The sequence below is a fragment of the Pseudomonas sp. HB05 genome (assembly GCF_016756915.1).
Lineage (GTDB): Bacteria > Pseudomonadota > Gammaproteobacteria > Pseudomonadales > Pseudomonadaceae > Aquipseudomonas > Aquipseudomonas alvandae.
Window position 1 is genome coordinate 1 of record NZ_JAESPG010000002.1, and the last position, 22,673, is coordinate 22,673.

General features: G+C 62.6%; 26 protein-coding genes. 15 read left to right on the forward strand and 11 right to left on the reverse strand.

Annotation, left to right across the window (positions count from 1 at the left end; genetic code table 11):
• Positions 1–233: 233 nt before the first annotated feature.
• The 5 genes from JMN22_RS02530 to JMN22_RS02550 all read right to left on the reverse strand — a co-directional run bounded on the left by JMN22_RS02530 (position 234) and on the right by JMN22_RS02550 (position 3,531).
• Entirely contained in the window at positions 234–614 is a 381-nt protein-coding gene (locus JMN22_RS02530; protein WP_198798187.1) for a RidA family protein, read from the reverse strand.
• A 70-nt stretch (positions 615–684) separates the two neighbouring features.
• Positions 685–1,566 carry an NmrA family NAD(P)-binding protein gene (locus JMN22_RS02535; protein WP_198798188.1) on the reverse strand — a complete coding sequence of 294 codons (882 nt, stop codon included), beginning with the start codon at positions 1,564–1,566 and terminating at the stop codon, positions 685–687.
• Between the two features lie 16 nt (positions 1,567–1,582).
• Positions 1,583–2,266 carry an SOS response-associated peptidase family protein gene (locus JMN22_RS02540; RefSeq protein WP_198798189.1) on the reverse strand — a complete coding sequence of 228 codons (684 nt, stop codon included), beginning with the start codon at positions 2,264–2,266 and terminating at the stop codon, positions 1,583–1,585.
• Complete coding sequence (locus tag JMN22_RS02545; RefSeq protein WP_198798190.1) at positions 2,259–2,444, reverse strand: hypothetical protein; 186 nt, start codon at positions 2,442–2,444, stop codon at positions 2,259–2,261. The genes JMN22_RS02540 and JMN22_RS02545 overlap by 8 nt, the downstream gene beginning before the upstream one ends.
• Positions 2,445–2,553: 109 nt before the next feature.
• Complete coding sequence (locus tag JMN22_RS02550) at positions 2,554–3,531, reverse strand: LysR family transcriptional regulator (protein WP_030141378.1); 978 nt, start codon at positions 3,529–3,531, stop codon at positions 2,554–2,556.
• Positions 3,532–3,632: 101 nt separating this feature from the next.
• Between JMN22_RS02550 and JMN22_RS02555 the strand changes: the two genes are divergently transcribed.
• The gene (locus JMN22_RS02555) at positions 3,633–4,499 is read left to right on the forward strand and encodes an aldo/keto reductase family oxidoreductase (RefSeq protein ID WP_030141379.1); all 867 of its coding nucleotides are present in this window, start codon (positions 3,633–3,635) and stop codon (positions 4,497–4,499) included.
• 166 nt (positions 4,500–4,665) lie between these two features.
• Here the strand turns inward: JMN22_RS02555 and kefC are convergent, their stop codons facing one another.
• The 4 genes from kefC to JMN22_RS02575 all read right to left on the reverse strand — a co-directional run bounded on the left by kefC (position 4,666) and on the right by JMN22_RS02575 (position 9,173).
• The gene (kefC, locus tag JMN22_RS02560; RefSeq protein WP_198798191.1) at positions 4,666–6,492 is read right to left on the reverse strand and encodes a glutathione-regulated potassium-efflux system protein KefC; all 1,827 of its coding nucleotides are present in this window, start codon (positions 6,490–6,492) and stop codon (positions 4,666–4,668) included.
• A 1-nt stretch (position 6,493) separates the two neighbouring features.
• Positions 6,494–7,015 carry a glutathione-regulated potassium-efflux system oxidoreductase KefF gene (kefF, locus tag JMN22_RS02565; protein ID WP_030141381.1) on the reverse strand — a complete coding sequence of 174 codons (522 nt, stop codon included), beginning with the start codon at positions 7,013–7,015 and terminating at the stop codon, positions 6,494–6,496.
• 101 nt (positions 7,016–7,116) lie between these two features.
• Positions 7,117–8,466 carry a sensor histidine kinase gene (locus JMN22_RS02570; RefSeq protein WP_030141382.1) on the reverse strand — a complete coding sequence of 450 codons (1,350 nt, stop codon included), beginning with the start codon at positions 8,464–8,466 and terminating at the stop codon, positions 7,117–7,119.
• On the reverse strand, positions 8,463–9,173 hold the full coding sequence (locus tag JMN22_RS02575) for a response regulator (RefSeq protein WP_030141383.1): 711 nt from the start codon (positions 9,171–9,173) through the stop codon (positions 8,463–8,465). Before JMN22_RS02575 ends, JMN22_RS02570 begins: the two co-directional genes overlap by 4 nt.
• A 381-nt stretch (positions 9,174–9,554) precedes the next feature.
• Here JMN22_RS02575 and JMN22_RS02580 point away from each other — a divergent pair, with 381 nt between their 5' ends.
• From JMN22_RS02580 to JMN22_RS02595, 4 genes are all read left to right on the forward strand, one after another.
• The gene (locus JMN22_RS02580) at positions 9,555–10,340 is read left to right on the forward strand and encodes an MlaA family lipoprotein (RefSeq protein WP_198798192.1); all 786 of its coding nucleotides are present in this window, start codon (positions 9,555–9,557) and stop codon (positions 10,338–10,340) included.
• Positions 10,333–10,572, forward strand: a complete 240-nt coding sequence (locus tag JMN22_RS02585) for a hypothetical protein (protein WP_030141385.1) — start codon at positions 10,333–10,335, stop codon at positions 10,570–10,572. The genes JMN22_RS02580 and JMN22_RS02585 overlap by 8 nt, the downstream gene beginning before the upstream one ends.
• Before the next feature lie 146 nt (positions 10,573–10,718).
• Positions 10,719–12,020, forward strand: a complete 1,302-nt coding sequence (locus JMN22_RS02590) for an Nramp family divalent metal transporter (RefSeq protein WP_198798193.1) — start codon at positions 10,719–10,721, stop codon at positions 12,018–12,020.
• A gap of 61 nt (positions 12,021–12,081) precedes the next feature.
• Complete coding sequence (locus JMN22_RS02595) at positions 12,082–12,561, forward strand: VOC family protein (RefSeq protein WP_030141387.1); 480 nt, start codon at positions 12,082–12,084, stop codon at positions 12,559–12,561.
• A 181-nt stretch (positions 12,562–12,742) separates the two neighbouring features.
• Here the strand turns inward: JMN22_RS02595 and JMN22_RS02600 are convergent, their stop codons facing one another.
• The gene (locus tag JMN22_RS02600; RefSeq protein ID WP_198798194.1) at positions 12,743–13,144 is read right to left on the reverse strand and encodes a RidA family protein; all 402 of its coding nucleotides are present in this window, start codon (positions 13,142–13,144) and stop codon (positions 12,743–12,745) included.
• Positions 13,145–13,277: 133 nt separating this feature from the next.
• On the opposite strand from JMN22_RS02600, the gene JMN22_RS02605 reads away from it, so the two are divergent.
• From JMN22_RS02605 to JMN22_RS02615, 3 genes are read left to right on the forward strand one after another with little or no spacing between them, the layout of a single operon-like run.
• Positions 13,278–14,231, forward strand: coding sequence for a LysR family transcriptional regulator (locus JMN22_RS02605; RefSeq protein ID WP_198798195.1), 954 nt, complete (start codon positions 13,278–13,280; stop codon positions 14,229–14,231).
• Positions 14,232–14,274: 43 nt separating this feature from the next.
• On the forward strand, positions 14,275–14,661 hold the full coding sequence (locus tag JMN22_RS02610; protein WP_030141390.1) for a hypothetical protein: 387 nt from the start codon (positions 14,275–14,277) through the stop codon (positions 14,659–14,661).
• Between the two features lie 56 nt (positions 14,662–14,717).
• Positions 14,718–15,110 (forward strand): GFA family protein, encoded by a 393-nt coding sequence (locus JMN22_RS02615; protein ID WP_030141391.1) that lies wholly within the window; start codon positions 14,718–14,720, stop codon positions 15,108–15,110.
• 5 nt (positions 15,111–15,115) lie between these two features.
• Here JMN22_RS02615 and JMN22_RS02620 read toward each other — a convergent pair whose 3' ends face one another.
• The gene (locus JMN22_RS02620) at positions 15,116–16,561 is read right to left on the reverse strand and encodes an aldehyde dehydrogenase family protein (protein ID WP_198798196.1); all 1,446 of its coding nucleotides are present in this window, start codon (positions 16,559–16,561) and stop codon (positions 15,116–15,118) included.
• Positions 16,562–16,988: 427 nt separating this feature from the next.
• Here JMN22_RS02620 and JMN22_RS02625 point away from each other — a divergent pair, with 427 nt between their 5' ends.
• The 7 genes from JMN22_RS02625 to JMN22_RS02655 all read left to right on the forward strand — a co-directional run bounded on the left by JMN22_RS02625 (position 16,989) and on the right by JMN22_RS02655 (position 22,603).
• Positions 16,989–17,837 carry a transporter substrate-binding domain-containing protein gene (locus JMN22_RS02625; RefSeq protein WP_030141393.1) on the forward strand — a complete coding sequence of 283 codons (849 nt, stop codon included), beginning with the start codon at positions 16,989–16,991 and terminating at the stop codon, positions 17,835–17,837.
• Between the two features lie 54 nt (positions 17,838–17,891).
• Positions 17,892–18,554, forward strand: a complete 663-nt coding sequence (locus JMN22_RS02630) for an amino acid ABC transporter permease (protein WP_030141394.1) — start codon at positions 17,892–17,894, stop codon at positions 18,552–18,554.
• 9 nt (positions 18,555–18,563) lie between these two features.
• The gene (locus JMN22_RS02635) at positions 18,564–19,226 is read left to right on the forward strand and encodes an amino acid ABC transporter permease (RefSeq protein WP_030141395.1); all 663 of its coding nucleotides are present in this window, start codon (positions 18,564–18,566) and stop codon (positions 19,224–19,226) included.
• Complete coding sequence (locus tag JMN22_RS02640; protein WP_181291059.1) at positions 19,223–20,011, forward strand: amino acid ABC transporter ATP-binding protein; 789 nt, start codon at positions 19,223–19,225, stop codon at positions 20,009–20,011. Before JMN22_RS02635 ends, JMN22_RS02640 begins: the two co-directional genes overlap by 4 nt.
• Before the next feature lie 24 nt (positions 20,012–20,035).
• On the forward strand, positions 20,036–20,425 hold the full coding sequence (locus JMN22_RS02645; protein ID WP_198798197.1) for a RidA family protein: 390 nt from the start codon (positions 20,036–20,038) through the stop codon (positions 20,423–20,425).
• A gap of 165 nt (positions 20,426–20,590) precedes the next feature.
• On the forward strand, positions 20,591–21,355 hold the full coding sequence (locus tag JMN22_RS02650; protein WP_030141398.1) for an IclR family transcriptional regulator: 765 nt from the start codon (positions 20,591–20,593) through the stop codon (positions 21,353–21,355).
• 30 nt (positions 21,356–21,385) lie between these two features.
• Entirely contained in the window at positions 21,386–22,603 is a 1,218-nt protein-coding gene (locus tag JMN22_RS02655; protein WP_198795715.1) for an amino acid deaminase, read from the forward strand.
• The last annotated feature ends 70 nt before the right edge of the window (positions 22,604–22,673 follow it).

The window sequence follows — 22,673 nt, forward strand, 5'->3', positions numbered from 1 at the left end:
CCGGGCTACCAAACCCGATCGCTGATTTTCAGCGACCGAGCAACAGTAAAGCCCGGCCCCAAGGCGCACAAGCCGGCGGATTCTGGCGTAGTTGTAGGTAACGGCGCAAGACGACGTAGCCCGAACGCGAAGGATCCTACAACCGAATAAACACAGCCCGCTGCTGGACCGGGAATCAGGGTTAACCCAAAACCCGTGGCGAGGGAGCACCTCGCTTGTCTGAGGTGTGCGGTTCAGCCCTTCGCCGCCATCGCCGTCACTTCCACCCGCATCCCCTCGACCGCCAGCGCCGCCACGCCGACAGCCGCGCGCACTGGCCACGGCTTCGCGAAGAAGCGTTTGTAGACTTCGTTGAAGGCTGCGCGGTCAGCCATGTCGGTGAGGTAGATGGTCAGGTGCAGCACGCGGTCCATGGAACTGCCAGCACGTTCCAGTGCAATCTTGAGCGCCTGCAACGTGCACTCGCTTTGCGCCGTGATGTCGCCCAGTTCCAGGCTGCCGTCGGCGCGGGTCGGGATTTGCGTGGAAACCAGCAGGCCGCCGAAGCCGGCGACGTCGGAGGAGATGGAGTCTGTATCCGGGTCGGGGGTGAAGGTGATGTCTGGGTTGCTCATGCAAAACCTCATGCTGGAAAAAAGGACCGCGGCAGTTTAGCGCCCATTGCTGCAACGTTCCTGCATTCCGTTATCCCAGTGCTCCCAGGCCGCTGCGCTGCACCAGCGCCTCAATGTAGACCTCCAGCGTCGTGATGCCGTGCAGGGCCGCGTCATCGCCCACATCGAAGCCGCTGTCGAGGCTGACGGCGCTCATGCGCGCATAGGATTGCGCCGCGGCGAGACTGAAACCGAGGCGCTGGAAGGCGCTTTCCCATTGGTCCCTGGGTATCACCTGGACCTCGACCGGCCGGCCGAGGGCCTCGGAAAAAGCCTGCGCCACGTCGTTGGGTGAATACAGGCGAGGTCCTTGCACGTGACGCACGCCAACGTCGTCAATCGACGATAGCATCCGTGCGGCCGCCACTTCGCCCAGGTCCCGAGGCGCCACCATGGGAAAGGCCAGGTCGGCGGGAAATAGCGTGGGGAGCTTGCCGGTATCTCGGACGGTGTCGAGCAGGCCGTCCCAGTTGCTCATGTAATAGGCGCCGCGATTGATCGCCGCCGGGATAGGCTGGTTGCGCAAGCCTTCTTCCAGTTCCCACAAGACGCTGAGATCGCCGATACGTTCGCCGGGCTGGGCGCCAGCGGTGGATTGCACCACGATTTTCTCAAGCCCCGAGCCATCAAGGGCGGACAGGATATTGGCGACGGTGCCTCGTTCCACCACATCGGTATCGGTACTGGGGGCCGCCGACGGGTTGAGAATGAACGCCCTGCGCCCAAGTTGAAAGGCGGCGCGCAGTGACTCGACGTTTTCAGCATGCGCTTCGACGATCTGAGCGCCCCTGGCGTGCCATTCCGTGGCGTGGCTGGCGTTGCGGGTCATGACAATCACCGCATGCCCTGGCGCCAGTAAGGCTCGGGCCGTGGCCGATCCAACGTGCCCCGTGGCACCCATGATTACGTACATGGCTTCATCTTCCAGATCAAAGGCCGCCCTGGGCCGGGCGTTGAACGGTCACCCCCGATTCAAGGTGCGGCGGCGTGGCATTCATGCGCTCGATCAGTTGCTGCGCCTGCTCCCAACCCAGATCAGGCACCAGCCATTCGAGTGCGTCTTCTGCGTTGAACGCCAACAGGCGCTGCTGCTGGCTGGCGATGTCGCCATAGGTCACCAGGGCCAGGCCGTCGCAGCCAAGGGGGTTTTCGCAGGCCTGGGCCAGGGCGGCAATGAAGATCGGAGTCGATTGCCGGGAGGTCACGTAGGCAGGACGCTGTGCCTGGTGAGGCGTGGTCGGTTCCGGCGATTCATACCAGCCGTCCACCGCCACCAGCACGCGGCCCTCGCGCTTGATCTGGTCGAACACCTTGGAGCGCATCACCAGGTGCAACGGCAGGTGCGTCAGCGGAGGCATTGTTCCCACCGACCAGATGGGCGACCAGCCCCAGCGAACCTTGATGCACTCCAGGCGCCCACCACGACGGCGGATGGCGCTGACCTGCATGTTTGGCTCGATCATGCCGTGTCGCGGCTGCGTCTTCGGCGGCGTGGCCACGCACAATTCCACGGGCGTCAGGCTTGTCCCGAAATGACCGCCGGAGGTGTCTCGCTGGTCGAAATATGCCAGGGAGTCCTTGGAAGAAACGTGTTGAACAAGACCGTCACACATAGCGAAAACTCCCGGCAGCGAAGCGCAAAGGAACCTTGATGATCCCGCCGTCGAAACCGTGCTTGTCGAAGCGCATCACGGTGGCTTGCGGCGGTGTTATGTAGGTCCGAGCCGTGGCGATATGCTTGGTTCGAAAATCCTTGCGACGGGGAGACGAGCGGGCAGTGGGGGGAATCAACCACCGTCTTCGCGAGCAGGCTCGCTCCCACAGTGAGCAGTGTTGTTTGTTGGACGCGGGCACGGCGCAGAACCTTTGTGGGAGGGAGCCTGCTCGCGAAAGCGGTGGTTCAGTGTGTGGAGATGTTGGATGTGCCGGCGCCTTCGCGAGCAGGCTCGCTCCCACAGTGGACGGTGTTGTTCGTTTCGCCCCGGTTCTGATTGATAAAGTCCACGAATGCCCGTAGCGGCGAGGGCAGGTAGCGGCGGCCGGGATAGTAGAGGAACGGTCCGGTAAAGCGCTGCCACCATGGTTCAAGTACCGGCTCGAGTTCGCCGCTGTCGAGGTACGGCCGCAGCCAATCCTCGAACAAATGGACAACACCCAGGCCGTCGATGGCCGCTTGTACCGCCAGGTCCATGGCGCCGCCGATGCGCACGATCAACGGGCCGTTCGGCTCGACGCTGATGGTTTCCCCGTCACGTTCATACTCCCAGAGCGGCATGGCCCCGCTGGGAAACTTGCCGGCCAGGCACGCGTGCCGAAGCAGATCCCGCGGGTGCTCGGGCCGGCCCCGGGCGTCGAGGTATGCCGGCGAGGCGGCGGTGGCGAAGCGCTGCAAGCGCGGGCCGATGGGGATGGCGATCATGTCCTGCTCAAGGCGTTCGTCGTAGCGAATGCCGGCGTCACACCCGGCCGCGAGCATGTCGACGAAACTCTCCTCGGTGACCACTTCCAGTCTGATGTCGGGGTAGCTTTTCAAGAACGGCGCGATGATCGCGGGCAGCACCAGCCGGGCGGCGCTGACCGGCACGTTCAGCCTGAGGGTGCCTGAGGGGCGGTCGCGAAAATCGTTGACCACGTCCAGCGCCGATTCGACTTCGCCCAGGGCCGGCACGATGCGTTCCATCAACCGCGCGCCGGCCTCGGTCGGCACCACGCTGCGGGTGGTGCGGTTGAGCAGGCGCACGCCAAGGCGGCTTTCGATGCGGCGTACAGCATCGCTGAGGCTGGACGCGGATTTGCCGCTGAGCCGCGCGCCTTCACGAAACCCACCCGCATTTACCACCGCCACAAAGGACAGCAAGTCCTGGATATCCGTCGCCATTGTTCTCTCCGCCGTACAACCCGTTCGGATTGCACCCGATTATCAGTGGAGTGGTCAACGCCTATAGTCGGCCCAGGCACATTTAATCCAAGGGGTACGAGATGAGCAGGGCAGACACCGCAGGGACTTTTCAACTGGGCGATCGTGCGGTCAAGCGCATGGGCTATGGCGCGATGCAACTGGCGGGGCCCCAGGTCTTCGGGCCGCCCAAGGATCCGGCAGCGGCCATCGCCGTGCTGCGCGAAGCGGTGGCGGCGGGCGTCAACCATATCGACACCGCCGACTTCTACGGGCCCCATGTCACTAACCGGTTGATTCGTGAAGCGTTGCACCCTTACGCCGAGGATCTGGTCATCGTGACCAAGGTTGGCGCCGTGCGCGGTGCCGATGCGTCGTGGAACCCGGCCCACAGCCCGGCCGAGTTGACCCGCGCCGTCCATGACAACTTGCGCAACCTCGGCGTGGATGTGTTGGAAGTGGTCAACCTGCGCGCCTGGGGCAATCTGCATGCACCCGCCGATGACGACATCGAGGAACAATTCTCGGCACTGGCCGAATTGCAGCGCCAGGGCTTGATCCGGCATTTGGGCCTGAGCAACGTCACGGCGTCCCAGGTCAGGCAGGCCCAGGGCATCGCGAAGGTGGCCTGTGTGCAGAACCACTACAACCTGACCCATCGTGACGACGAACAACTGATCGCCGAGTTGGGCAAGCAAGGCATCGCCTACGTGCCGTTTTTCCCATTGGGTGGGTTTACGCCGCTGCAGTCGCAAACCCTGTCGAGCGTAGCGGCGCGCCTGGAGGCGTCACCGTTGTGCGTCGCGCTGGCGTGGTTGCTGCAACGTGCGCCGAACATCCTGCTGATTCCCGGTACGTCATCCGTGGCGCATCTGCGGGAAAACCTCTCGGCGAGCGAACTGAAGATCCCGGCGCAGATGCTGGCCGAGTTGGACGGGTTGGTTCACTGAAGACGCGCGCCGGCAATCATTGCGCGCGGGTAAATGGCTGACACCCGTGGCGAGGGAGCTTGCTCCCGCTGGGCTGCGCAGCAGACCCAAGATCGTGCGATTGCTGCGCAATCGAGCGGGAGCAAGCTCCCTCGCCACGGATGCTTCAGACGGGCTGTATCAAGATCTAGCCGTCGCTTTTTTCCGTCTCGTTTCGGTGATGTTCAGGCCAGCTGTCAATCGGTCGCTGGCGGTCCTCGTTGAACATCTCGGTGAGCAGCGCATTGGCGCGACGGTAGGCGTCGTGCCGGAACTTGAGGTCGTCTTCCGGCTGGGCGACGATTTCCTCGAGCATGCGTAGGTTCAGGCGACGGAACTGATCGGCGCGTTCACGCGCCTCGTACGCACCGACGCCCATCTGCACCAACGCGCTGCGACCCAATGCCAGCGCGCTTTCGAAGGTTTCCCGCTCGGCGCTTTCCACGCCCAGTTGCCGCAGGGTGATCAGGTGCGCCATGTCCCGCGCCCGCACGATCAGTTTCAACCCGGGGAAATGCTCCTGGGCCATGCGGGTCAGCGTCAGGTTGTCCTGCTGGTCATCTATCGCATTGATCAGCACCACCGCCTGGGCCGCGCCGGCCGCGTGGAGCAGATCGAGGCGCGTGGCGTCGCCGTAGAACACTTTCACGCCGAATTTGCGCAGCGTCTCGATATTGTCAGGGTCATGATCCAGGACGACCACTTCGACGCCGCAGGACATCAGCAAACGTCCGGCGATCTGCCCGAAACGACCGAAGCCGGCGATGATCACCCGAGGGTTCTGCTGATCGACGAGGTCGGATTCCTGACTGTCCTTCTTGCTGGCCGACTCTATTCGGTCCAGCAGCAGGATCAGCAAGGGCGTCAGGCACATGGACAGGGCCACCGCCAGCGTCAGGCTCTTGCCCCATTGGTCGGTGAGAATGCCGGCCAAGGTCGCGGCGCCGAACACCACGAAAGCGAATTCGCTGCCCTGGCCGAGCAGCACCGCTTGCCAGGAGCGCTGGCCGGCGGGGACGTTGAGGAAGCGGCTGACGGTCTTGATCACCAGCAGTTTGATCAGGATGAAGCCCAGGGTCAGGGTGATGACTTTCAGCGGTGCGTTGATCAGCGTGCCGAAATCGATCGACATGCCGACGCCAATGAAGAACAGACCCAGCAGCAGGCCTTTGAACGGCTCGATGTCGCTCTCCAGGGCATGGCGGTATTCGGAACTCGCCAACAAGACTCCGGCGAGAAACGCGCCCATGGCCATCGACAGGCCGGCTTCTTCGAGCAGAAAACCGAAACCGAACACCAGGAACAGCGCCACGGCACTGAAGATCTCCCGCAGGCCCGAGCGCGCGGCGAAACGCAGCAGCGGTCGCGTCACGTAGCGCCCGAGCAGCACGACGACGCTGATGGCGGCGACGATCTTCACGATCGACAGCGCCAGGGCCATGCCGGATGGGGTTTCGCCGTGGGCCGACAACAACGGGATCATGGCGACCAGGGGAATGGCCGCGATGTCCTGGAACAGCAGCACGGCAAAACTGCTGCGCCCGACTGCGGTGGCGGTCAGGTTGCGTTCGCTCATCGCTTGCATGGCGATGGCCGTGGAGGACAGGCTCAAGGTCAGGCCGACCAGCAGCGCTGCCGTCCAGTTCAAACCCAAGGCCGCGCAGAACGCCGCGATTGCGCCGCCGCAGGCCAGCATCTGCAAGGCGCCGCCGCCGAACACCATCCGGCGCAGTGCCCACAGGCGCTTGGGATCGAGCTCAAGGCCGATGATGAACAGCATCAACACGACGCCGATTTCAGCGAATTCCAGGATCGCCTTCACATCGGTGATGAGCTTGAGCCCCCACGGGCCGATCACGCAGCCGGCCAGCAGGTAACCCAACACCGGGCCCAGGCCGAAGCGCACGGCAATCGGCACGATCAGCGTCGCCGAGGCCAGGTAGATGAGCATTTCGATCAGGCTGTGCGTCTCCATCTCAATCTTCCTTCCAAGAGGCCAGGCGTGCGCCGTAGTGTTCGATTTGTGCGCGTTGGGCTTCGGACTCGGCGGCATACGCGCCGTGCACGACGACCGGCTCCAGCCAGCGCATGTGGCAGTAAAGCGCCGTGGCGTGGAGTGGCTGGGCCAGCGCTGAGAAGTCCGGGTACGCGCCGATCTGGAAATGTTCCCGCTCGCCACCCGTGGTGACGGCCCACAGCAGGCCCTTGCCATTGAGGGCCGTGGCGCCTTTGCCGTAGGCCCAGCCATGGGTGAAGACTTTGTCGATCCACAATTTCAAGAGGGGCGGCATGCTGTACCAGTACATTGGATGCTGGAGGACGATCAGATCCGCCTGTTCGACGGCGCGCTGTTCCGCCTCGACGTCGATGGCGAAGTCTGGGTAGAGATCGTAGAGCGACCGTATGACCACGTCCGGATTGGCGGACGCGCGCTTGAGCATCTGCTGGTTGACCCGCGACTGGTCGGGGTAGGGATGGGCGTAAACGATCAGGATCATCGGGGCAATTCCACGAGACAGGGGGCCGGGTCAAAAGGCCGGACATCCTACCGAAATCGCGTGGGTTTTAGGGCATCGTTGTTCAGCGCGCCTCGCCGGGGTCAATTGAGGGGCAGCGAGACCCTGGCTTCCAGGCCACCCTCGCGTCGATTCCTGAGCACCAGTGTCCCGCCATGCTCCAGCACCGTCGCCCGTGCCGCCGACAGGCCCAGGCCGACGCCGCCGGTATGCTTGTTGCGCGAGCCCTCGACGCGAAAGAACGGCGCGAACACCTGCTCTTGATAGTGAGGCGCGATGCCCGGCCCGCGGTCGACGACGCGGATCTCGACGCAATCGGCGAAGGCTTTCAAACGAACGCCGGGCTCGCTGCCATATTTGACCGCGTTGTCGATCAGGTTGGTCAGCGCACGCTTGATCCCGATGGGCCGGCCGACATAGACAAAACGCTGCGCGCCTTCGAACGACACTTCGGTGCCGGCGTCCCTGAAGTCATCGACGACGGTGTGCAATAGCTCAGCCAGATCGAATGCCGTGGCGTGTTCAAGGCGTGCTTCGTCGCGGAAGAATTCCAGTGCGGCGTTGACCATTGCCTGCATCTCGTCGACATCCCTGAACAGCTTCGATTGCTGGTCGGCGTCCTCGATGAATTCCCCGCGCAGGCGCATGCGGGTCAACGGTGCGCGCAGGTCGTGGGAGATGGCCGCGAGCATCTGCGTGCGGTCCTGGACGAAGTGCTTGAGCTGGGCCTGCATGGCGTTGAACGCGAGGATCGCCTGGCGGATTTCATAGGGGCCCACGACTGGGATCGGCGGCGCCCGGAAGTCCACGCCGAAGCGCCGGGCGCCGTCCGCAAAGTGCTCCAGGGGTGTCGCCAGGTGTCGTGTGGCGATCAGGGCGACGATCAAGGTTGAGAGCAGGATCAGCGCGATGATGATCAGGTTGCGTTGCCATTCCCCCAGGCCCCAACTGCGGGATGACACCGAGAATATGACCCAGGTGTGGTCGGTCAGCTCGATGATCACCGCGTAGCGCCTGTCAGGATTATCCTTGGTTGGCCAATCGTCCGGCTCATAGGCCTCGATTCGGGCGTCGGGCCTGTTCAATTGCCGGCGCAGGAAAACCGAACCTTCACTGAACTCCGGGTCTCCGATGACTGGCAACCGCGCGTCCTCATAGCGCTGCAACCATTGCACGCTGAGCCCCGGGTCGCTGGCGGTCTTGGCGATGTCGTGGCGTTGCCCGGGAGCGGCGGAATCGATGATGCGCGTGATTGCCGCGGCCTTGTCCATCAGGCCGGTTTCCATCAGGGGAGGGCGTGCCCAGGCACCGGCCAATACCCCGAACAATTCGTTGAGGGCCAGCAACGTCAGCATCGCCACCATCGTGGTCAAGGCGATCCACCGCGCCACGGTGTCCCGTGGTCGAGACACCTTCGTGCCGCCCGGTGTCATCGCTTCACCACGTGGGGGCTGAACAAGTAGCCGCTGTTGCGGACGGTGCGGATCATCGACGGGCCCGTGACGTCGGTCTCCAGCTTGCGACGCAGTCGGCTGACCTGCACGTCGATGCTGCGGTCGAACGCATCGAAGGTTTCGCCACGGGCCAGGTCCAGCAGTTGCTGGCGGCTGAGCACCCGACGTGGATGTTCGACGAAGACCAGCAGCAGTTCGAACTCGCCGCTGGACAGGGGAATCATGACCTTGTCGGGGGAGCGCAGCTCGCGGCGGGTGACGTCCAGTTGCCAGCCGTCGAATTCCAGGACCGGGCGGGTCAAGTCGCCCAAGGCGCCCCTGGCTTCACCGGTGCGCCGGAGGACGGCGCGTACCCGGGCCAGCAGTTCGCGGGCGTCGAAGGGTTTGGTCAGGTAGTCATCGGCGCCCATTTCCAGGCCGACGACGCGGTCGCTCAACTCGCCCATGGCGGTGAGCATGATGATCCCGACCCGGTGCTCGGTGCGCAGGCGCTGGCAGAGCACCAGTCCGTTGTCGCCCGGCAGCATCACGTCGAGGATGATCAGGTCCGGCTGTCGGCGTTCCACCGCTTGCCACAGCGCTTTGCCGTCGGCGGCGACTTCGACGCTATAGCCATGTTGTTCGAGGAATTTGCGCAGGAGGGCGAGGACTTCGAGGTCGTCGTCCACCAGGAGTAAATGGCTCACGGGGGTCACGTCGGGCAATGAATACGGGTGGAATACTAGGGGCAATCCGGGGCTTGCGTCATATATTTCAATCCGGAAACAAAGCTGCCGGCGAGCAATATTCCGGAAATCTGTGGGCAAGAAAACGGCGGCAGGATGGGGTCGATTCCAGTTGGTTAGACGATGGCAAACGGAACCCGTGGCGAGGGGATTTAGCGAAACGTCGCACCGCCCCGCTGGGTTGCGAAGCAGCCCCAAAGCTGTTGACTCAATGAACCAGACGTACCGTGGTGCCTGGTTTTGGGGTCGCTTCGCAACCCAGCGGGGATAAATCCCCTCGCCACAGGAACCGCGTCATTGGCTGATTGGTATCGTCCCCATTCCTCCCCGAGATAGCCCCGCATGCCGATCACCAAACCCGCGCCGTTGCTTGTCCGATCCACCGTCATCGTCGCGCTGGCGGCACTCGCCAGCGGTTGCAGCAGTACGCCCACTGCCACGCCAGGCAGTTGCGAGAGCGTGCCCTTCGCCGTCCATGATCCAGCCGAACCGGTGAACCGTGGCATTTTCGCCTTCAACCGCACCGTCGACGATTACGCCCTGGCCCCGATCGCCCGTGGGTATCGAAAATTGCCGGACATGCTCCAGGCCGGCGTGCACAACTTCGTCGCCAACTTCGGCGAGCCCAAGGTGTTCATCAACGATTTGCTGCAAGGCAACGGGCAGCGTTCGGTCAACACACTGGGCCGTTTTGCCATTAACACCACGGTGGGTATCGTTGGCTTGATCGATGTGTCGGGCAAGCTGGGCATCGAACGCCACGAGTCCGATTTCGGCCAGACGTTTGGCGTCTGGAACATCGCTCCCGGACCGATCGTCGAGCTGCCGCTGCTGGGCACCGCCAACCTGAGGGACGCGACCGGCAAGGTGGTGAGCTTTGCGGTCGATCCGTTCGGCGACAACAGCGATACCGTTGAAACCCTGGGCACGATCAAGACCGTGGGTGGCGTCGTCGATGGCCGCGCGGAGGCGTTGCCGCTCACCGACAAGCTGCAGACCCAGCCTGATTACTACGTGGCGCTTCGCGACGCCATCGCCCAGCGCCGTGCCGATTTTGTCGCGCAAGGAAAGTTGGGTTCCGTCCAGGACGCGCCGCAATGTGGGGAAGAGGGTGCCGCGAATGAATAGCCAGGCGCTGGTCCTGCATCGACGGGTAAAAACCCTCGATCAGGGAATGTTGCATTGCCGCGAAATGGAGCTGCGGGTGGCCGAGGACGGCCGCCATGTGCTGTTCAGCCGCTACGTCGAATGGTACGACCCGCAGCAGGCCGGCCAATGCGCAACCCAGCACTATCGGGTGCCGTTGGCGAGCATGATTCGCTGGATGATCAATAACGGTGAGCGGAGGGAGGCGCCGTGACGAAAGTCGACGGCCCCGGTGTCTTTGAGCCCCGGGGCCCATGAAACATTTCTACATAATTCCAGCCTGATTTTAGTTGTACGATGTCGTACGTAATGTGGTCGACTGTTTCCGTTTCTCACAAAAAAAACAACGGAGACTCATCCATGTCGAGCATTCCTTCCGCCGAAGGCCAGGCCGTGGCTCCCGCGCAGAGCCGCTTCGTACGCCTCTTGAAGCTTCTTGGCCCCGGCATCATTGCCGTGCTGTCCTGGCTGGGCGCCGGCGACCTCATCACGTCTTCCGTGGCCGGTGCGAACTATGGCTACGCCATGATGTGGGTGCTGGCGGTGTCCCTGCTGCTGCGATACCTGATCGTCAACATCATCGCGCGCTTCCAGCTCTGCAATAACCAGGGCATGACCATCCTCCAGGGCTACGCCCAGCTCAATCCGTTCTTCGCCTGGTTCCTGCTGGTGTACGCGCTGCTCATGGGCCATTTGATGAACGCCTACATGATCAAGGGCGCCGGCGAGGCCCTGGCGATGCTGCTCAAGGTCGACTACCCGCTGCTGTGCTCGGTGGCGGTGGTGCTGGCGGTGTGGATGCTCGTCGGGCGCAATATCTATTCGATGATCGAAGGCGTGATGAAGGCCTTGCTGGCGATCATGACGCTGGCATTCCTGGCCCTGGCGGTCATGTCCGGTCCGGATGTCGCCGGGATCGTCAAAGGCACCATCGGCTTCAGCATTCCGCCCGATGAAGGCGTGCACGGTGCGCTGCTGGTGGCGGTCTCGGTGATCGGTGCGGTGGCGGGCTCCATCGCCAACTTCGTCCACCCTTATGTCATGCGCCAGAAAGGCTGGGTCGGGCCGGAGCACAAGCGTATCCAGCGCAACGACCTGCTGTTTGCGGTGTTCGTCGGGATCGTCATCAACCTGGCGATCTGGATCGTTGGCGCGGAGATTCTTCGGCCAAACGGTATCGAGGTGAAAACCCTCGGCGACCTGGGCAAGGCCCTGGAAATGTTCTTTGGCTCGATCGGTTGGTACGTGTTCTTCATCGGCGTCTTCGCTACGCTGTTCGCCAGCATTTCCGGCAAGACCACGGCGTTCCCGATGTTGATCACCGATGCTTTCCAGCACGTGCGACCCGAGCGTCGCGAGCGTTATGGCAAGGAATTCCACCGCGACCCGATGCACAAGTGGTTCATGCTGTTCATCCTCGTCACGCCGTTGATCTGGTCGTTGCCGGGCATGCCGGACTTCGTGACCCTGACCATCGGTGTCAATGCGCTGAACATCGTCGGCCTGCCGGTGATCTCCCTGGGCCTGCTGATCATGTCCAACCAGAAATCACTGCTGGGCAAGGAATACCGCAACAATCTGTTCGAGAACATTGCGCTGATGTTTGCGACCGGCCTGGCGTTGTGGGTGGCATTCCAGTTGGGCGTCGATCTGTTCACCTGAGTCCATTCACCTCCGGAGGGACTGCTAGACTTCACGGTCCAGTCCCTTTCGGAGAATCCGAATGAACAACAAGAACAGGATCTGCCTCTGGTACGACGGCACTGCGCAAGAGGCGGCGGAATTTTACGCAAGAACCTTTCCCGACAGCGCGGTGAACGCCATCCACCACGCGCCGGGCGATTACCCGTCGGGCAGCCAGGGCGATGTGATCACGGTGGATTTCACGGTGATCGGCATTCCTTGCATCGGCTTGAACGGCGGGGCGATGTTCAAGCACAGCGAGGCGTTTTCGTTCCAGATCGCAACCGACGACCAGGCCGAGACCGACCGCTTGTGGAACGCGATCATCGACAACGGCGGCCAGGCAAGCGCCTGTGGCTGGTGCAAGGACAAGTGGGGCGTGTCGTGGCAGATCAGCCCGCGGGTGCTGGTGGATGCGGTCACCAGTGCCGACAAAGCCGCCGCCAAGCGCGCCTTCGAGGCCATGATGACGATGACCAAGATCGACATCGCGGCGATCGAGGCGGCGGTGAAAGGGTAGCTTGCGGTCGGAAGAAAAGACCATGCAAGCTGACCCTACGCGATCGCGAGCAAGCTCGCTCCCACATTTATTAGGGTGACTTCGATTCTCCTGCCAGCACGGAACCCTGTGGGAGCGAGCTTGCTCGCGATGGCGCACGCACAGCCAACACACTCACCGCAGACCCTCCACACGCCCGATGCTACAAGGAGGACCCTGGCAACCTGGCAACCACCTTGATCTCGAACTGGAAGCCATACAGCCACGTCACGCCCACCGCCGTCACCGTCGGGTGCGGCGCGTTGCCCCAGAATTCGGCCACGACGCTCCAGACCCGTTCGAAGATCGACTCCGGATCGACCATGAAGACGGTAACGTCAATCACGTCGTCAAAGCTGCAATCGGCGGCTGCGAGGATCGCATTCAGGTTGGTGAAGGCGCGGCGCACCTGATCTTCCAGCACCGGCTCCGGCGAGCCGTCCTCGCGGCTGCCGACCTGCCCGGAGACGAACAGCAAACCGTTGGAGCGAACAGCCGGTGAATAACGGTTGCGCTCGTAAAGCGCTTGGCGGCCGGGTGGGAAAACAACGTCTCGGGTGGTCATGGGAATCTCTCCATCAATGGCCGATAGCGGCCGGAACTCAACGATGAAGTCACTCTAGGGGCTTGTGCCCTGGCGATAAACGAGCAACCTTGGCGATCACTGTTTGTAGAAACCAAACAATCCGAGGCAAAGAATGGATCGTTTCGACGCGATGCAAGCGTTCGTGCGTGTCGTCGAGGCCGGCAGTTTCACCAAGGCCGCCGAGACGCTGCACATGAGCAAGACCACCGTCACGCAACTGGTGCAACAGCTCGAAGCGCGGCTGCGGGTCAAATTGCTCAACCGCACCACGCGCAAGGTCAACGTCACGGCGGACGGCGCGGTGTTCTACGAGCGGGCGATTCGCCTGCTGGCTGACCTGGACGACGCCGAGACCAGCCTGTCCGGCGCCCAGGCGTTGCCGCGCGGCCGACTGCGGGTCGATGTGCCGAGCCCACTTGCGGCGCTGATCCTGATCCCGGCGTTGCCAGCGTTCTATGAGCGTTACCCGGATATCCAGATCGACATGGGCGTGAGCGACCGCATCGTCGACATGATCGATGAGAACGTCGATTGCGTGGTTCGCGGCGGCGAGCTGACGGACCAATCGCTGATTGCCCGGCGCGTCGGCGACCTGGCCCTGGGCGTCTTCGCCGCGCCGAGCTACTTGGCGCGTCTGGGCACTCCGGCTCATCCCCGCGAGTTGGAGGATTCCCAGCACCGCGTCGTCGGTTTCCTCTGGGCACGCACCGGCAAAGCCTTACCCTATGCCATGTACCGGCAGGACGAGCACCTGCATATCAAGGGGCGCTACGCCCTGGCGATCGACGATGGCAATGCCTATTTGGCCGCCGGCCTGGCGGGGCTCGGGGTGCTCTGGTTGCCCACCTACATGTCGCGGGTCCACCAGGCGCAGGGAACGTTGGTCCCGCTATTCGAAGACTGGCGACTGGAGTCGATGCCGATGTATGTGGCTTACCCACCGAACCGGCATATCAGTGCCAAGCTGCGGGTGTTCATTGATTGGGTGGTGGAGCTGATGGCGCAGCATGCGCCTGTTGAAACCATGGAAAGTCAACCCGCGCTGAAGAATGAGCCAGCGAGATAGCTTTTTTCTGGCGAAGCTGGTTATTGCGACCGTATGGAGAGCGATGAGTAAACTAAGCGAATTTTTATTGTGGTTGGACATGGGCTTCGTTTGTCTGGGGCTGTTGCTGATGCTTTTAGCGGCTACAAGGCTAAGGCCTGCAAACGCTGTCTCGCTTTTCATATGGGGTTGTAGCGTTCCGCTTACCATTGTTTGCTTTGCCTGTTGGATCTATGGCATAGGGGGCAACAGGTGGACCCTGGGGATGCTTCTTATCGAGATTCTTTTGCTCGCTCAGTTGGGTTGGTTGGGAGGTGCGCTGGCCGTTGCGAGTCGGCTCATCAAAACCAGAGCGGCTATCTTGAAGAAAATGGCGTTGTGGACTTCCGTTGTCTCGGTCACCGGTCATGGCCTGTTCTTCCTTGTTTTGATATTGGACGATTCGTCATGAATGTCTGAGACCCGACCGAGACGCCGGCCGCCTATCAACGGTACGAGGAAACCCTCATGGAACGATTCACCGGTGGCTGCCTATGCGGCAACGTCCGCCTTGAAGCCTCCGGCCGCCCTTACCGGGTCGGCCTTTGCCACTGCCTGGATTGCCGCAAGCACCATGGCGCAGTGTTTTTCGCGGCGGCCGTGTTCCCCCGGGATGCGGTGACCGTCACGGGTGAAACCCGGGACTACGCCGGACGCTTTTTCTGTCCCCACTGCGGCTCGTCACTGTTCGCCTGTAGCGGCGACGAGATCGAAGTGCACCTCGGCGCGCTCGATTCCCCCGATCAACTCAAGCCCACCTACGAATGCTGGACCGTGCGCCGTGAGTCCTGGTTGCCGGCGTTTGCGCTGGCGCGGCGGTATGAGGGGGATCGCGAGGGCGGGGGGCGGGCAGAGGGGTAGGGCGCTTACTCGAACCCGACAATCGCCTTGATCTCCAGATATTCCTCGAACCCATGGACCCCATATTCACGCCCGTTGCCCGAGCGCTTGTATCCGCCGAACGGGGCCATCGGGTTCCAGGCCGGGTAATTGAGCAGGACTTGCCCGGCACGGATGCGCGCGGCCACGGCGCGTGCCTGGTCGAGGTCCTGGCCCTGGACGTGTGCGCCCAGTCCGTAGACGGTGTCGTTGGCGATGGCGACGGCTTCGTCCAGGGTGTCGTACGGAATGATGCACAGCACCGGGCCGAAAATTTCTTCCTGGGCGATGCGCATGCCGTTATCGACTTGCGAGAACACCGTTGGCCGGGTGTAGAAGCCTTTGGCGAAGCCGTCCACGCGACCTGGCCCACCGCAAATCAACTTGGCACCTTCCGCGAGGCCCGCTTCGATCATCGCTTGCACGCGCTTGAACTGGGCCTCGTTGGCGATCGGGCCCAGCACGGTGTCTTCCGACCCTGGGGCGCCGACGACGATCGCATTGGCCGTGGTCGCCGCCAGTGCCTCGACTTCCGCCAGGCGATTCCTCGGTACGATCATTCGCGTGGGGGCGCTGCAAGACTGGCCGACATTGCGCAACGCCGACATCACGCCTGGCGGCACGGCCTTGGCGAAGTCGGCGTCGGGCAAGAATACGTTCGGCGACTTGCCGCCCAGCTCCTGGGTGACGCGTTTTACCGTCGGTGCCGCGGCTTGGGCGACCAGGGCGCCCGCGCGGTTGGAGCCGGTGATGGAGATCATGTCGATGTCGGGGTGCGCCGCCATGGCCGCGCCGACCTCGGCACCGCCGCCGTTGACCAGGTTGAACACGCCCGCCGGCAGACCGGCGTCGTGCACCAGTTGGGCGAACAACAGGGCGCTCAAGGGCGACAGTTCGCTGGGCTTGAGCACCACGGTGCAGCCGGCGGCAATCGCCGGGGCGACCTTGGCGGTGATCTGGTAGAGCGGCCAGTTCCACGGCGTGATCAGGCCGCAGACCCCGATGGGTTCACGCACGATGGCGGTGCCGTTCTCGATCTTTTGGAATGCATAAGTGGACAGCACATCGCGCGCCACCCGGACGTGTTCGGCCGCCAACGGCACTTGCATGGATCGGGCAAAACCGATCGCCGCGCCCATTTCCAGGGACAGTACCTGGGCCAGGGCTTCCTGGTGTTCGAGGATCAGCTCGTGGAGCTTGCCGAGGATGCGCGCGCGATCCGTCACTGGCGTCGCGGCCCAGCCGGGCATCGCCGCCCGAGCTGCCGCGACGGCGCGGTCAACGTCCGGGGACGATCCCTGGGCGACCTCGGCGATTACCTCCTCGGTAGCCGGATTGATCACGGCCAGCATCGTCGCTTGGGCCGGCGACTGCCAACGACCATTGATGTAGAACTGTCCGGTGTTGTGCGGAATATAAGAGGGTTTGGTCATCCTTCGGGCTCCCGTAGAGCGTTGATGACACTGCCGGCAGCAGGTCGTGATTGCATGCCCATAAGCTAACAAAGCGGCCCTGGCGGGTTGTGCCGTTGTTGGGCTTGGCAAAGAAGAATCTGCTGTATCTGCCGGGCTAACTTTGCAAAAACGTAGGGATGACCATTTTGGTGCGCTGGGGTGTATCGCGCACTCGATGTGCTTCGCGCTGGGGCCTTGCTACCCGACAGCCGTAGCCAACGGTAGCAACCGCAAACGCGCGATGATTTCGTCCTGCACCCGCTGTTTTTCTATCTGCCTGATTTCGTTGAAATTCCATTTTCCGCTCCACCGCGTCGAAAGGCTGTGGCACACTTTCTGCTGTCTATTCCGTTGTTACATACAACATTCCGGTATAGCGGAATAAACTCACCCTGGAGTGCTTGCCATGCAACGCCGACCTTCCTTGTTCAAAGCGTGTGTTTTTCTCTTCGCGGCCACGACGGCTGCCATGGGTGTCGCCCAGGCGGCCGACAGCAAGCTGGACAGCGTGCTGCAACGCGGGAAATTGATCGTGGGCACGGGCAGCACCAATGCGCCGTGGCACTTCCAGGGAGCGGATGGCAAGTTGCAGGGCTTTGATATCGACATCGCACGGATGGTCGCCAAGGGCTTGTTCAACGATCCCGAGAAAGTCGAATTCGTGGTGCAGTCTTCCGATGCGCGGATTCCCAACCTGCTGACCGACAAGGTCGACATGAGCTGCCAGTTCATCACCGTCACCGCCAGTCGCGCCCAGCAAGTGGCGTTCACCTTGCCGTACTACCGCGAAGGGGTGGGCCTGCTGTTGCCGGCCAACAGCAAGTACAAGGAAATCGAAGACCTCAAGGCTGCTGGCGATGGCGTCACCGTGGCAGTGTTGCAGAACGTCTACGCCGAAGAACTGGTACACCAGGCGCTGCCCAAGGCCAAGGTCGACCAGTACGACAGCGTCGACCTGATGTACCAGGCGGTGAACTCCGGCCGCGCCGATGCCGCCGCCACCGACCAGTCCTCGGTCAAATACCTGATGGTGCAGAACCCAGGTCGCTACCGCAGCCCGGCCTACGCCTGGAGCCCGCAGACCTACGCCTGTGCGGTCAAGCGCGGCGACCAGGACTGGCTGAACTTCGTCAACACCACCCTGCACGAGGCCATGACCGGCGTGGAATTCCCTACCTACGCGGCGTCGTTCAAGCAGTGGTTCGGCGTTGACCTGCCGTCGCCGGCGATCGGTTTCCCTGTTGAATTCAAATGACCCTGTGAGCCCGGGGCGCCCCTTGCGGGCGCTCCGTCGAAGGTGCTGCCGACCATGAATTATCAGTTGAACTTTGCCGCCGTCTGGCGCGATTTCGACACCCTGCTCGCGGGGCTGGGCCTGGGGCTTTCCCTGGCGCTGGTGTCGATCGCCATTGGTTGCGTGATCGGCCTGGCGATGGCATTCGCGCTGCTCAGCAAACATCGGCTCCTGCGGGTGCTGGCGTCGGTGTATGTCACGGTGATCCGCAATACGCCGATCCTGGTGCTGATCCTGCTGATCTACTTCGCCTTGCCAAGCCTGGGCATTCGCCTCGACAAACTGCCGTCGTTCGTCATCACGCTGTCGCTGTACGCCGGGGCCTACCTGACCGAAGTGTTTCGCGGCGGGTTGTTGAGCATCCACAAGGGGCAGCGTGAAGCGGGGCTGGCCATCGGCCTGGGCGAATGGCAGGTCAAGGCCTACGTCACCGTGCCGGTGATGCTGCGCAACGTGCTGCCGGCCTTGTCGAACAACTTCATCTCGCTGTTCAAGGACACCTCCCTGGCCGCGGCGATTGCCGTGCCGGAGCTGACCTATTACGCCCGCAAGATCAACGTGGAGAGCTACCGCGTGATCGAAACTTGGCTGGTGACCACGGCCTTGTATGTCGCGGCCTGTTACCTCATTGCCATGCTGCTGCGGTATTTCGAGCAGCGCCTGGCGATCCGCCGTTAGGAGTTTCCCATGTACGAATCCCCCAGTTGGCCACATGAGTTGTGGGTCGCCCGGGACACCTTGTGGAACGGCTTCCTGACCAGCGTGCAATGTTCGGTGCTGGCGATTGTATTGGGCACGTTGATCGGTGTCGTCGCCGGATTGGCCCTGACGTATGGGCGGGTCTGGATGCGCGCGCCGTTTCGTTTTTACGTCGACCTGATTCGCGGCACACCGGTGTTCGTGCTGGTGCTGGCCTGCTTCTACATGGCCCCGGCCCTGGGCTGGCAGATCGGCGCGTTCCAGGCCGGCGTGCTGGGCCTGACGCTATTCTGCGGCTCTCACGTGGCCGAGATCGTGCGCGGTGCCTTGCAGGCGTTGCCCCGTGGGCAGATGGAAGCGAGCCAAGCCATCGGCCTGACGTTCTACCAGGCGCTGGGCTACGTGCTGTTGCCCCAGGCGTTGCGGCAGATTTTGCCCACCTGGGTCAATTCCTCCACCGAAATCGTCAAGGCCTCGACCTTGCTGTCGGTGATCGGTGTGGCTGAATTGCTGCTCAGCACCCAGCAGATCATCGCCCGGACTTTCATGACCTTGGAGTTCTATCTGTTCGCCGGTTTTCTCTTCTTCATCATCAACTACGCCATCGAATTGCTCGGGCGGCACATTGAAAAGCGGGTGGCCTTGCCATGACTGACATTTCCCTCTCCAACACCCAGCCGCTGCTGGACATTCGTGGCCTGCGCAAACAATACGGTCCGCTGGAAGTGCTCAAGGGCGTGGACCTGAGCATGCAGCGCGGCAACGTGGTCACGCTGATCGGTTCCAGTGGCTCGGGCAAGACCACGCTGTTGCGTTGCGTGAACATGCTGGAAGAATTCCAGGGCGGCCAGATCATGCTCGACGGCGAGTCCATCGGCTATGACGAGGTGGGTGGCAAGCGCGTGCGTCACGCCGAGAAAGTCATTGCCCGGCATCGCGCCATGACCGGCATGGCCTTCCAGCAATTCAACCTGTTTCCGCATTTGACTGCGCTGCAGAACGTCACCCTGGGCTTGCTCAAGGTGAAAAAGCTGCCCAAGGACGAGGCCGTGGCCCTGGCCGAAAAATGGCTGGAGCGGGTCGGCCTGCTGGAACGGCGCGATCACTTTCCCGGTCAGTTGTCCGGCGGCCAGCAACAGCGCGTGGCGATCGCCCGGGCGATTGCGATGAACCCGAGCCTGATGCTGTTTGACGAAGTGACGTCTGCGCTCGATCCGGAGCTGGTCGGCGAAGTGCTGAACGTGATCAAGGGCCTGGCCGAAGACGGCATGACCATGCTGCTGGTCACCCACGAAATGCGTTTCGCCTTCGAGGTCTCCGACAAGATCGTCTTTATGAACCAGGGCCGCATCGAAGAGCAGGGGCCGCCGAAGGAGTTGTTCGAGCGACCGCAGTCGCCGCGCCTGGCGGAATTCCTCAAGAACACGCGTTTTTAATTCATTTCAACAAGGAGATAACCCATGAGCATTACGCGCTACGGCACCGGCAGTACCGCAGGTGGCGGCCAGCCACGGCCCTTCGCCCGCGCCGTGGAGGCCGATGGTTGGCTGCACGTGTCCGGCCAGGTACCGGCGGTGAACGGCGAGATCATTGTTGGCGGCATCGTCGAACAGACCCACCAGACCATGAAGAACCTGATCGCCATTCTGAAAGAGGCTGGCTATGGCCTGGAAGACGTCGTGCGCTGCGGTGTCTGGCTGGAGGACCCACGGGACTTCTGGAGTTTCAACAAAGTCTTCGGCGAATATTTCAGCCCGGAACACGCCCCGGCCAGGGCGTGTGTGCAGGCGAGCATGATGGTCGATTGCAAGGTCGAGATCGACTGCGTCGCCTACAAGAAAAAGGCCTGACCCCGATCTTCTGGCGAATTCGCTTCTGTGGCGAGGGAGCTGGCTCCCGCTCGGCTGCGCAGCAGTCGCAAGAAATTGGGCCTGCTGCGCAGGCCAGCGGGAGCAAGCTCCCTCGCCACAATAAAGATACATGCGATTATGGGTGAAATTTCAGGAACCAAAGACATGACCGAAGACACCATCAAACGCCGGGCCCGGGGATTGGATCGGGCGTTCGATATCCTCGATTTCCTCAAGGAAATCGGCCAGCCGCTGCGCCCGAACGACATCGCCAGCGGCATTGGCAGCCCCAAGTCCACGGTCTATGAACTGGTGGCGTCGCTGCTGGAACGGCGCATCCTCGAGCCGGTGGGCAAGGACGGCCATGTCTACCTGGGGCGCCAGTTGTATTTTCTCGGCCAGGCCCACCTGCGGCATTTCGACCTGAGTCGCGAGGCTGACCAGGCCTTGCAGGACATCGTCCGGCAGACCCGGGAAACGGCGCAGATGTGCCTGCTCAACGGGCGCAAATACACGGTCGCGCTGATGAAGGAAGGCGAGCGGCATTTCCGCATTTCCTCGGACATCGGTGAGAACGCGCCCATCCCCTGGACAGCCTCCGGGCGCCTGTTGCTGGCGCATTTGAGCGACCAGCAGATCATCGATCTGATCGACCCTGACGATTTCATCCTGCCGGACGGCGAGCGCTTGCCCCTGGAGCAATTTCTCAAGGAAATCCGCCAGGCTGGCGTCGATGGATTCTTCTCCTTCGACAGCGTCGCCGACACCTTCACCCACTGCTTCGCCGCACCGGTCAAAGACCCCAGCGGCGTTGCCATCGCGACCCTGTGCATCGTCGCCCCGAGGGCTGACGCCAAGAACAATTACGCCGACTACCGCCGGGTGCTGATCGAAAGCGCCAACAACCTGGCCCGTCGCATCAACGAATAGCCAGCCCATGGCTGTGTGAGGAGTTCGAACATGTCTTCTGCCATCGATAACGCGTGCGTCGAGAAGGGCGCCGCTGCCGTGGGCGCTCATCTGTTGCGGGACGTCAGCCTGCCGGCACTGGTGCTGCACCGCGAGGCGCTGGAGCACAACATTCGCTGGATGCAGGCATTTGTCAGTGACAGCGGCGCCGAGCTGGCGCCCCACGGCAAGACCAGCATGACCCCGGCGCTGTTTCGTCGCCAGCTCGAAGCCGGCGCCTGGGGCCTGACCCTGGCCACGGCGGTGCAGGCCCGTGCTGCTTACGCCCATGGCGTGCGGCGGGTGCTGATGGCCAATCAACTGGTCGGCAAACCCAACATGGCATTGATTGCCGATCTGCTGGCCGACCCGGCGTTCGAATTCCATTGCATGGTCGATCATCCGGACAATGTCGCTGACCTGGGCGCTTATTTCGCCTCTCGCGGCGTGCGGCTCAATGTGATGATCGAGTACGGCGTCGTCGGCGGTCGTTGCGGTTGTCGGACCGAAGCCGAAGTACTGGCGTTGGCCGAGGCCATCGGCGCGCAACCGGCGCTGGCCTTGACCGGCATCGAAGGCTACGAAGGGGTGATTCACGGCGATCACGCCATCAGCGGCATTCGCCAATTCGCCGCGTCGCTGGTGGGCCTGGCCATGCAGTTGCAGGACAGCGGCGCATTCGCCATCGCCAAGCCGATCATTACCGCCTCGGGTTCGGCCTGGTACGACCTGATTGCCGAATCCTTCGAAGCCCGGAATGCCCAAGGGCGTTTCCTCAGCGTGCTGCGTCCCGGCAGTTATGTGGCCCACGACCATGGCATCTACAAGGAAGCCCAGTGCTGCGTACTGGAGCGGCGCAGTGATTTGCACGAAGGCTTGCGCCCGGCCCTGGAAGTCTGGGCCCACGTGCAGTCGATGCCGGAGCCGGGCTTCGCGGTGATCGCCCTGGGCAAGCGCGATGTCGCCTATGACGCCGGGCTGCCGGTGCCGCTCAAACGCTACAAAGCAGAGGCTGATTCGGTGACGGGCGACGGTGTCAGCGCTTGCAAGGTGACGGCGGTGATGGACCAGCATGCGTTCATGACGGTGGCGCCGGGGGTTGAGTTGCGGGTGGGCGACATCATTGCGTTTGGGACTTCCCACCCGTGCCTGACGTTCGACAAGTGGCGGGTGGGGTGCCTGGTGGATGAGGGGTTGCGGGTGGTTGAGCTTATGGAGACCTGCTTTTAGGTCTTGAGACCGAGTCGCGGCTATCGCGAGCAAGCTCGTTCCCACATTGGATTTGTTGTGAATACAAAAC

What these genes read in the sequence shown, in the direction of transcription:
- JMN22_RS02595 (WP_030141387.1), top strand. Translation starts at nt 12,082, where the DNA reads ATGAACAACAAGAACAGGATCTGCCTCTGGTACGACGGCACTGCGCAA.
- JMN22_RS02610 (WP_030141390.1), top strand. Translation starts at nt 14,275, where the DNA reads ATGAGTAAACTAAGCGAATTTTTATTGTGGTTGGACATGGGCTTCGTT.
- JMN22_RS02625 (WP_030141393.1), top strand. Translation starts at nt 16,989, where the DNA reads ATGCAACGCCGACCTTCCTTGTTCAAAGCGTGTGTTTTTCTCTTCGCG.
- JMN22_RS02590 (WP_198798193.1), top strand. Translation starts at nt 10,719, where the DNA reads ATGTCGAGCATTCCTTCCGCCGAAGGCCAGGCCGTGGCTCCCGCGCAG.
- JMN22_RS02635 (WP_030141395.1), top strand. Translation starts at nt 18,564, where the DNA reads ATGTACGAATCCCCCAGTTGGCCACATGAGTTGTGGGTCGCCCGGGAC.
- kefF (WP_030141381.1), bottom strand. Translation starts at nt 7,015, where the DNA reads ATGATCCTGATCGTTTACGCCCATCCCTACCCCGACCAGTCGCGGGTC.
- JMN22_RS02605 (WP_198798195.1), top strand. Translation starts at nt 13,278, where the DNA reads ATGGATCGTTTCGACGCGATGCAAGCGTTCGTGCGTGTCGTCGAGGCC.
- kefC (WP_198798191.1), bottom strand. Translation starts at nt 6,492, where the DNA reads ATGGAGACGCACAGCCTGATCGAAATGCTCATCTACCTGGCCTCGGCG.
- JMN22_RS02645 (WP_198798197.1), top strand. Translation starts at nt 20,036, where the DNA reads ATGAGCATTACGCGCTACGGCACCGGCAGTACCGCAGGTGGCGGCCAG.
- JMN22_RS02570 (WP_030141382.1), bottom strand. Translation starts at nt 8,466, where the DNA reads ATGACACCGGGCGGCACGAAGGTGTCTCGACCACGGGACACCGTGGCG.
- JMN22_RS02630 (WP_030141394.1), top strand. Translation starts at nt 17,892, where the DNA reads ATGAATTATCAGTTGAACTTTGCCGCCGTCTGGCGCGATTTCGACACC.
- JMN22_RS02530 (WP_198798187.1), bottom strand. Translation starts at nt 614, where the DNA reads ATGAGCAACCCAGACATCACCTTCACCCCCGACCCGGATACAGACTCC.
- JMN22_RS02655 (WP_198795715.1), top strand. Translation starts at nt 21,386, where the DNA reads ATGTCTTCTGCCATCGATAACGCGTGCGTCGAGAAGGGCGCCGCTGCC.
- JMN22_RS02555 (WP_030141379.1), top strand. Translation starts at nt 3,633, where the DNA reads ATGAGCAGGGCAGACACCGCAGGGACTTTTCAACTGGGCGATCGTGCG.
- JMN22_RS02620 (WP_198798196.1), bottom strand. Translation starts at nt 16,561, where the DNA reads ATGACCAAACCCTCTTATATTCCGCACAACACCGGACAGTTCTACATC.
- JMN22_RS02615 (WP_030141391.1), top strand. Translation starts at nt 14,718, where the DNA reads ATGGAACGATTCACCGGTGGCTGCCTATGCGGCAACGTCCGCCTTGAA.
- JMN22_RS02585 (WP_030141385.1), top strand. Translation starts at nt 10,333, where the DNA reads ATGAATAGCCAGGCGCTGGTCCTGCATCGACGGGTAAAAACCCTCGAT.
- JMN22_RS02580 (WP_198798192.1), top strand. Translation starts at nt 9,555, where the DNA reads ATGCCGATCACCAAACCCGCGCCGTTGCTTGTCCGATCCACCGTCATC.
- JMN22_RS02650 (WP_030141398.1), top strand. Translation starts at nt 20,591, where the DNA reads ATGACCGAAGACACCATCAAACGCCGGGCCCGGGGATTGGATCGGGCG.
- JMN22_RS02540 (WP_198798189.1), bottom strand. Translation starts at nt 2,266, where the DNA reads ATGTGTGACGGTCTTGTTCAACACGTTTCTTCCAAGGACTCCCTGGCA.
- JMN22_RS02600 (WP_198798194.1), bottom strand. Translation starts at nt 13,144, where the DNA reads ATGACCACCCGAGACGTTGTTTTCCCACCCGGCCGCCAAGCGCTTTAC.
- JMN22_RS02550 (WP_030141378.1), bottom strand. Translation starts at nt 3,531, where the DNA reads ATGGCGACGGATATCCAGGACTTGCTGTCCTTTGTGGCGGTGGTAAAT.
- JMN22_RS02640 (WP_181291059.1), top strand. Translation starts at nt 19,223, where the DNA reads ATGACTGACATTTCCCTCTCCAACACCCAGCCGCTGCTGGACATTCGT.
- JMN22_RS02535 (WP_198798188.1), bottom strand. Translation starts at nt 1,566, where the DNA reads ATGTACGTAATCATGGGTGCCACGGGGCACGTTGGATCGGCCACGGCC.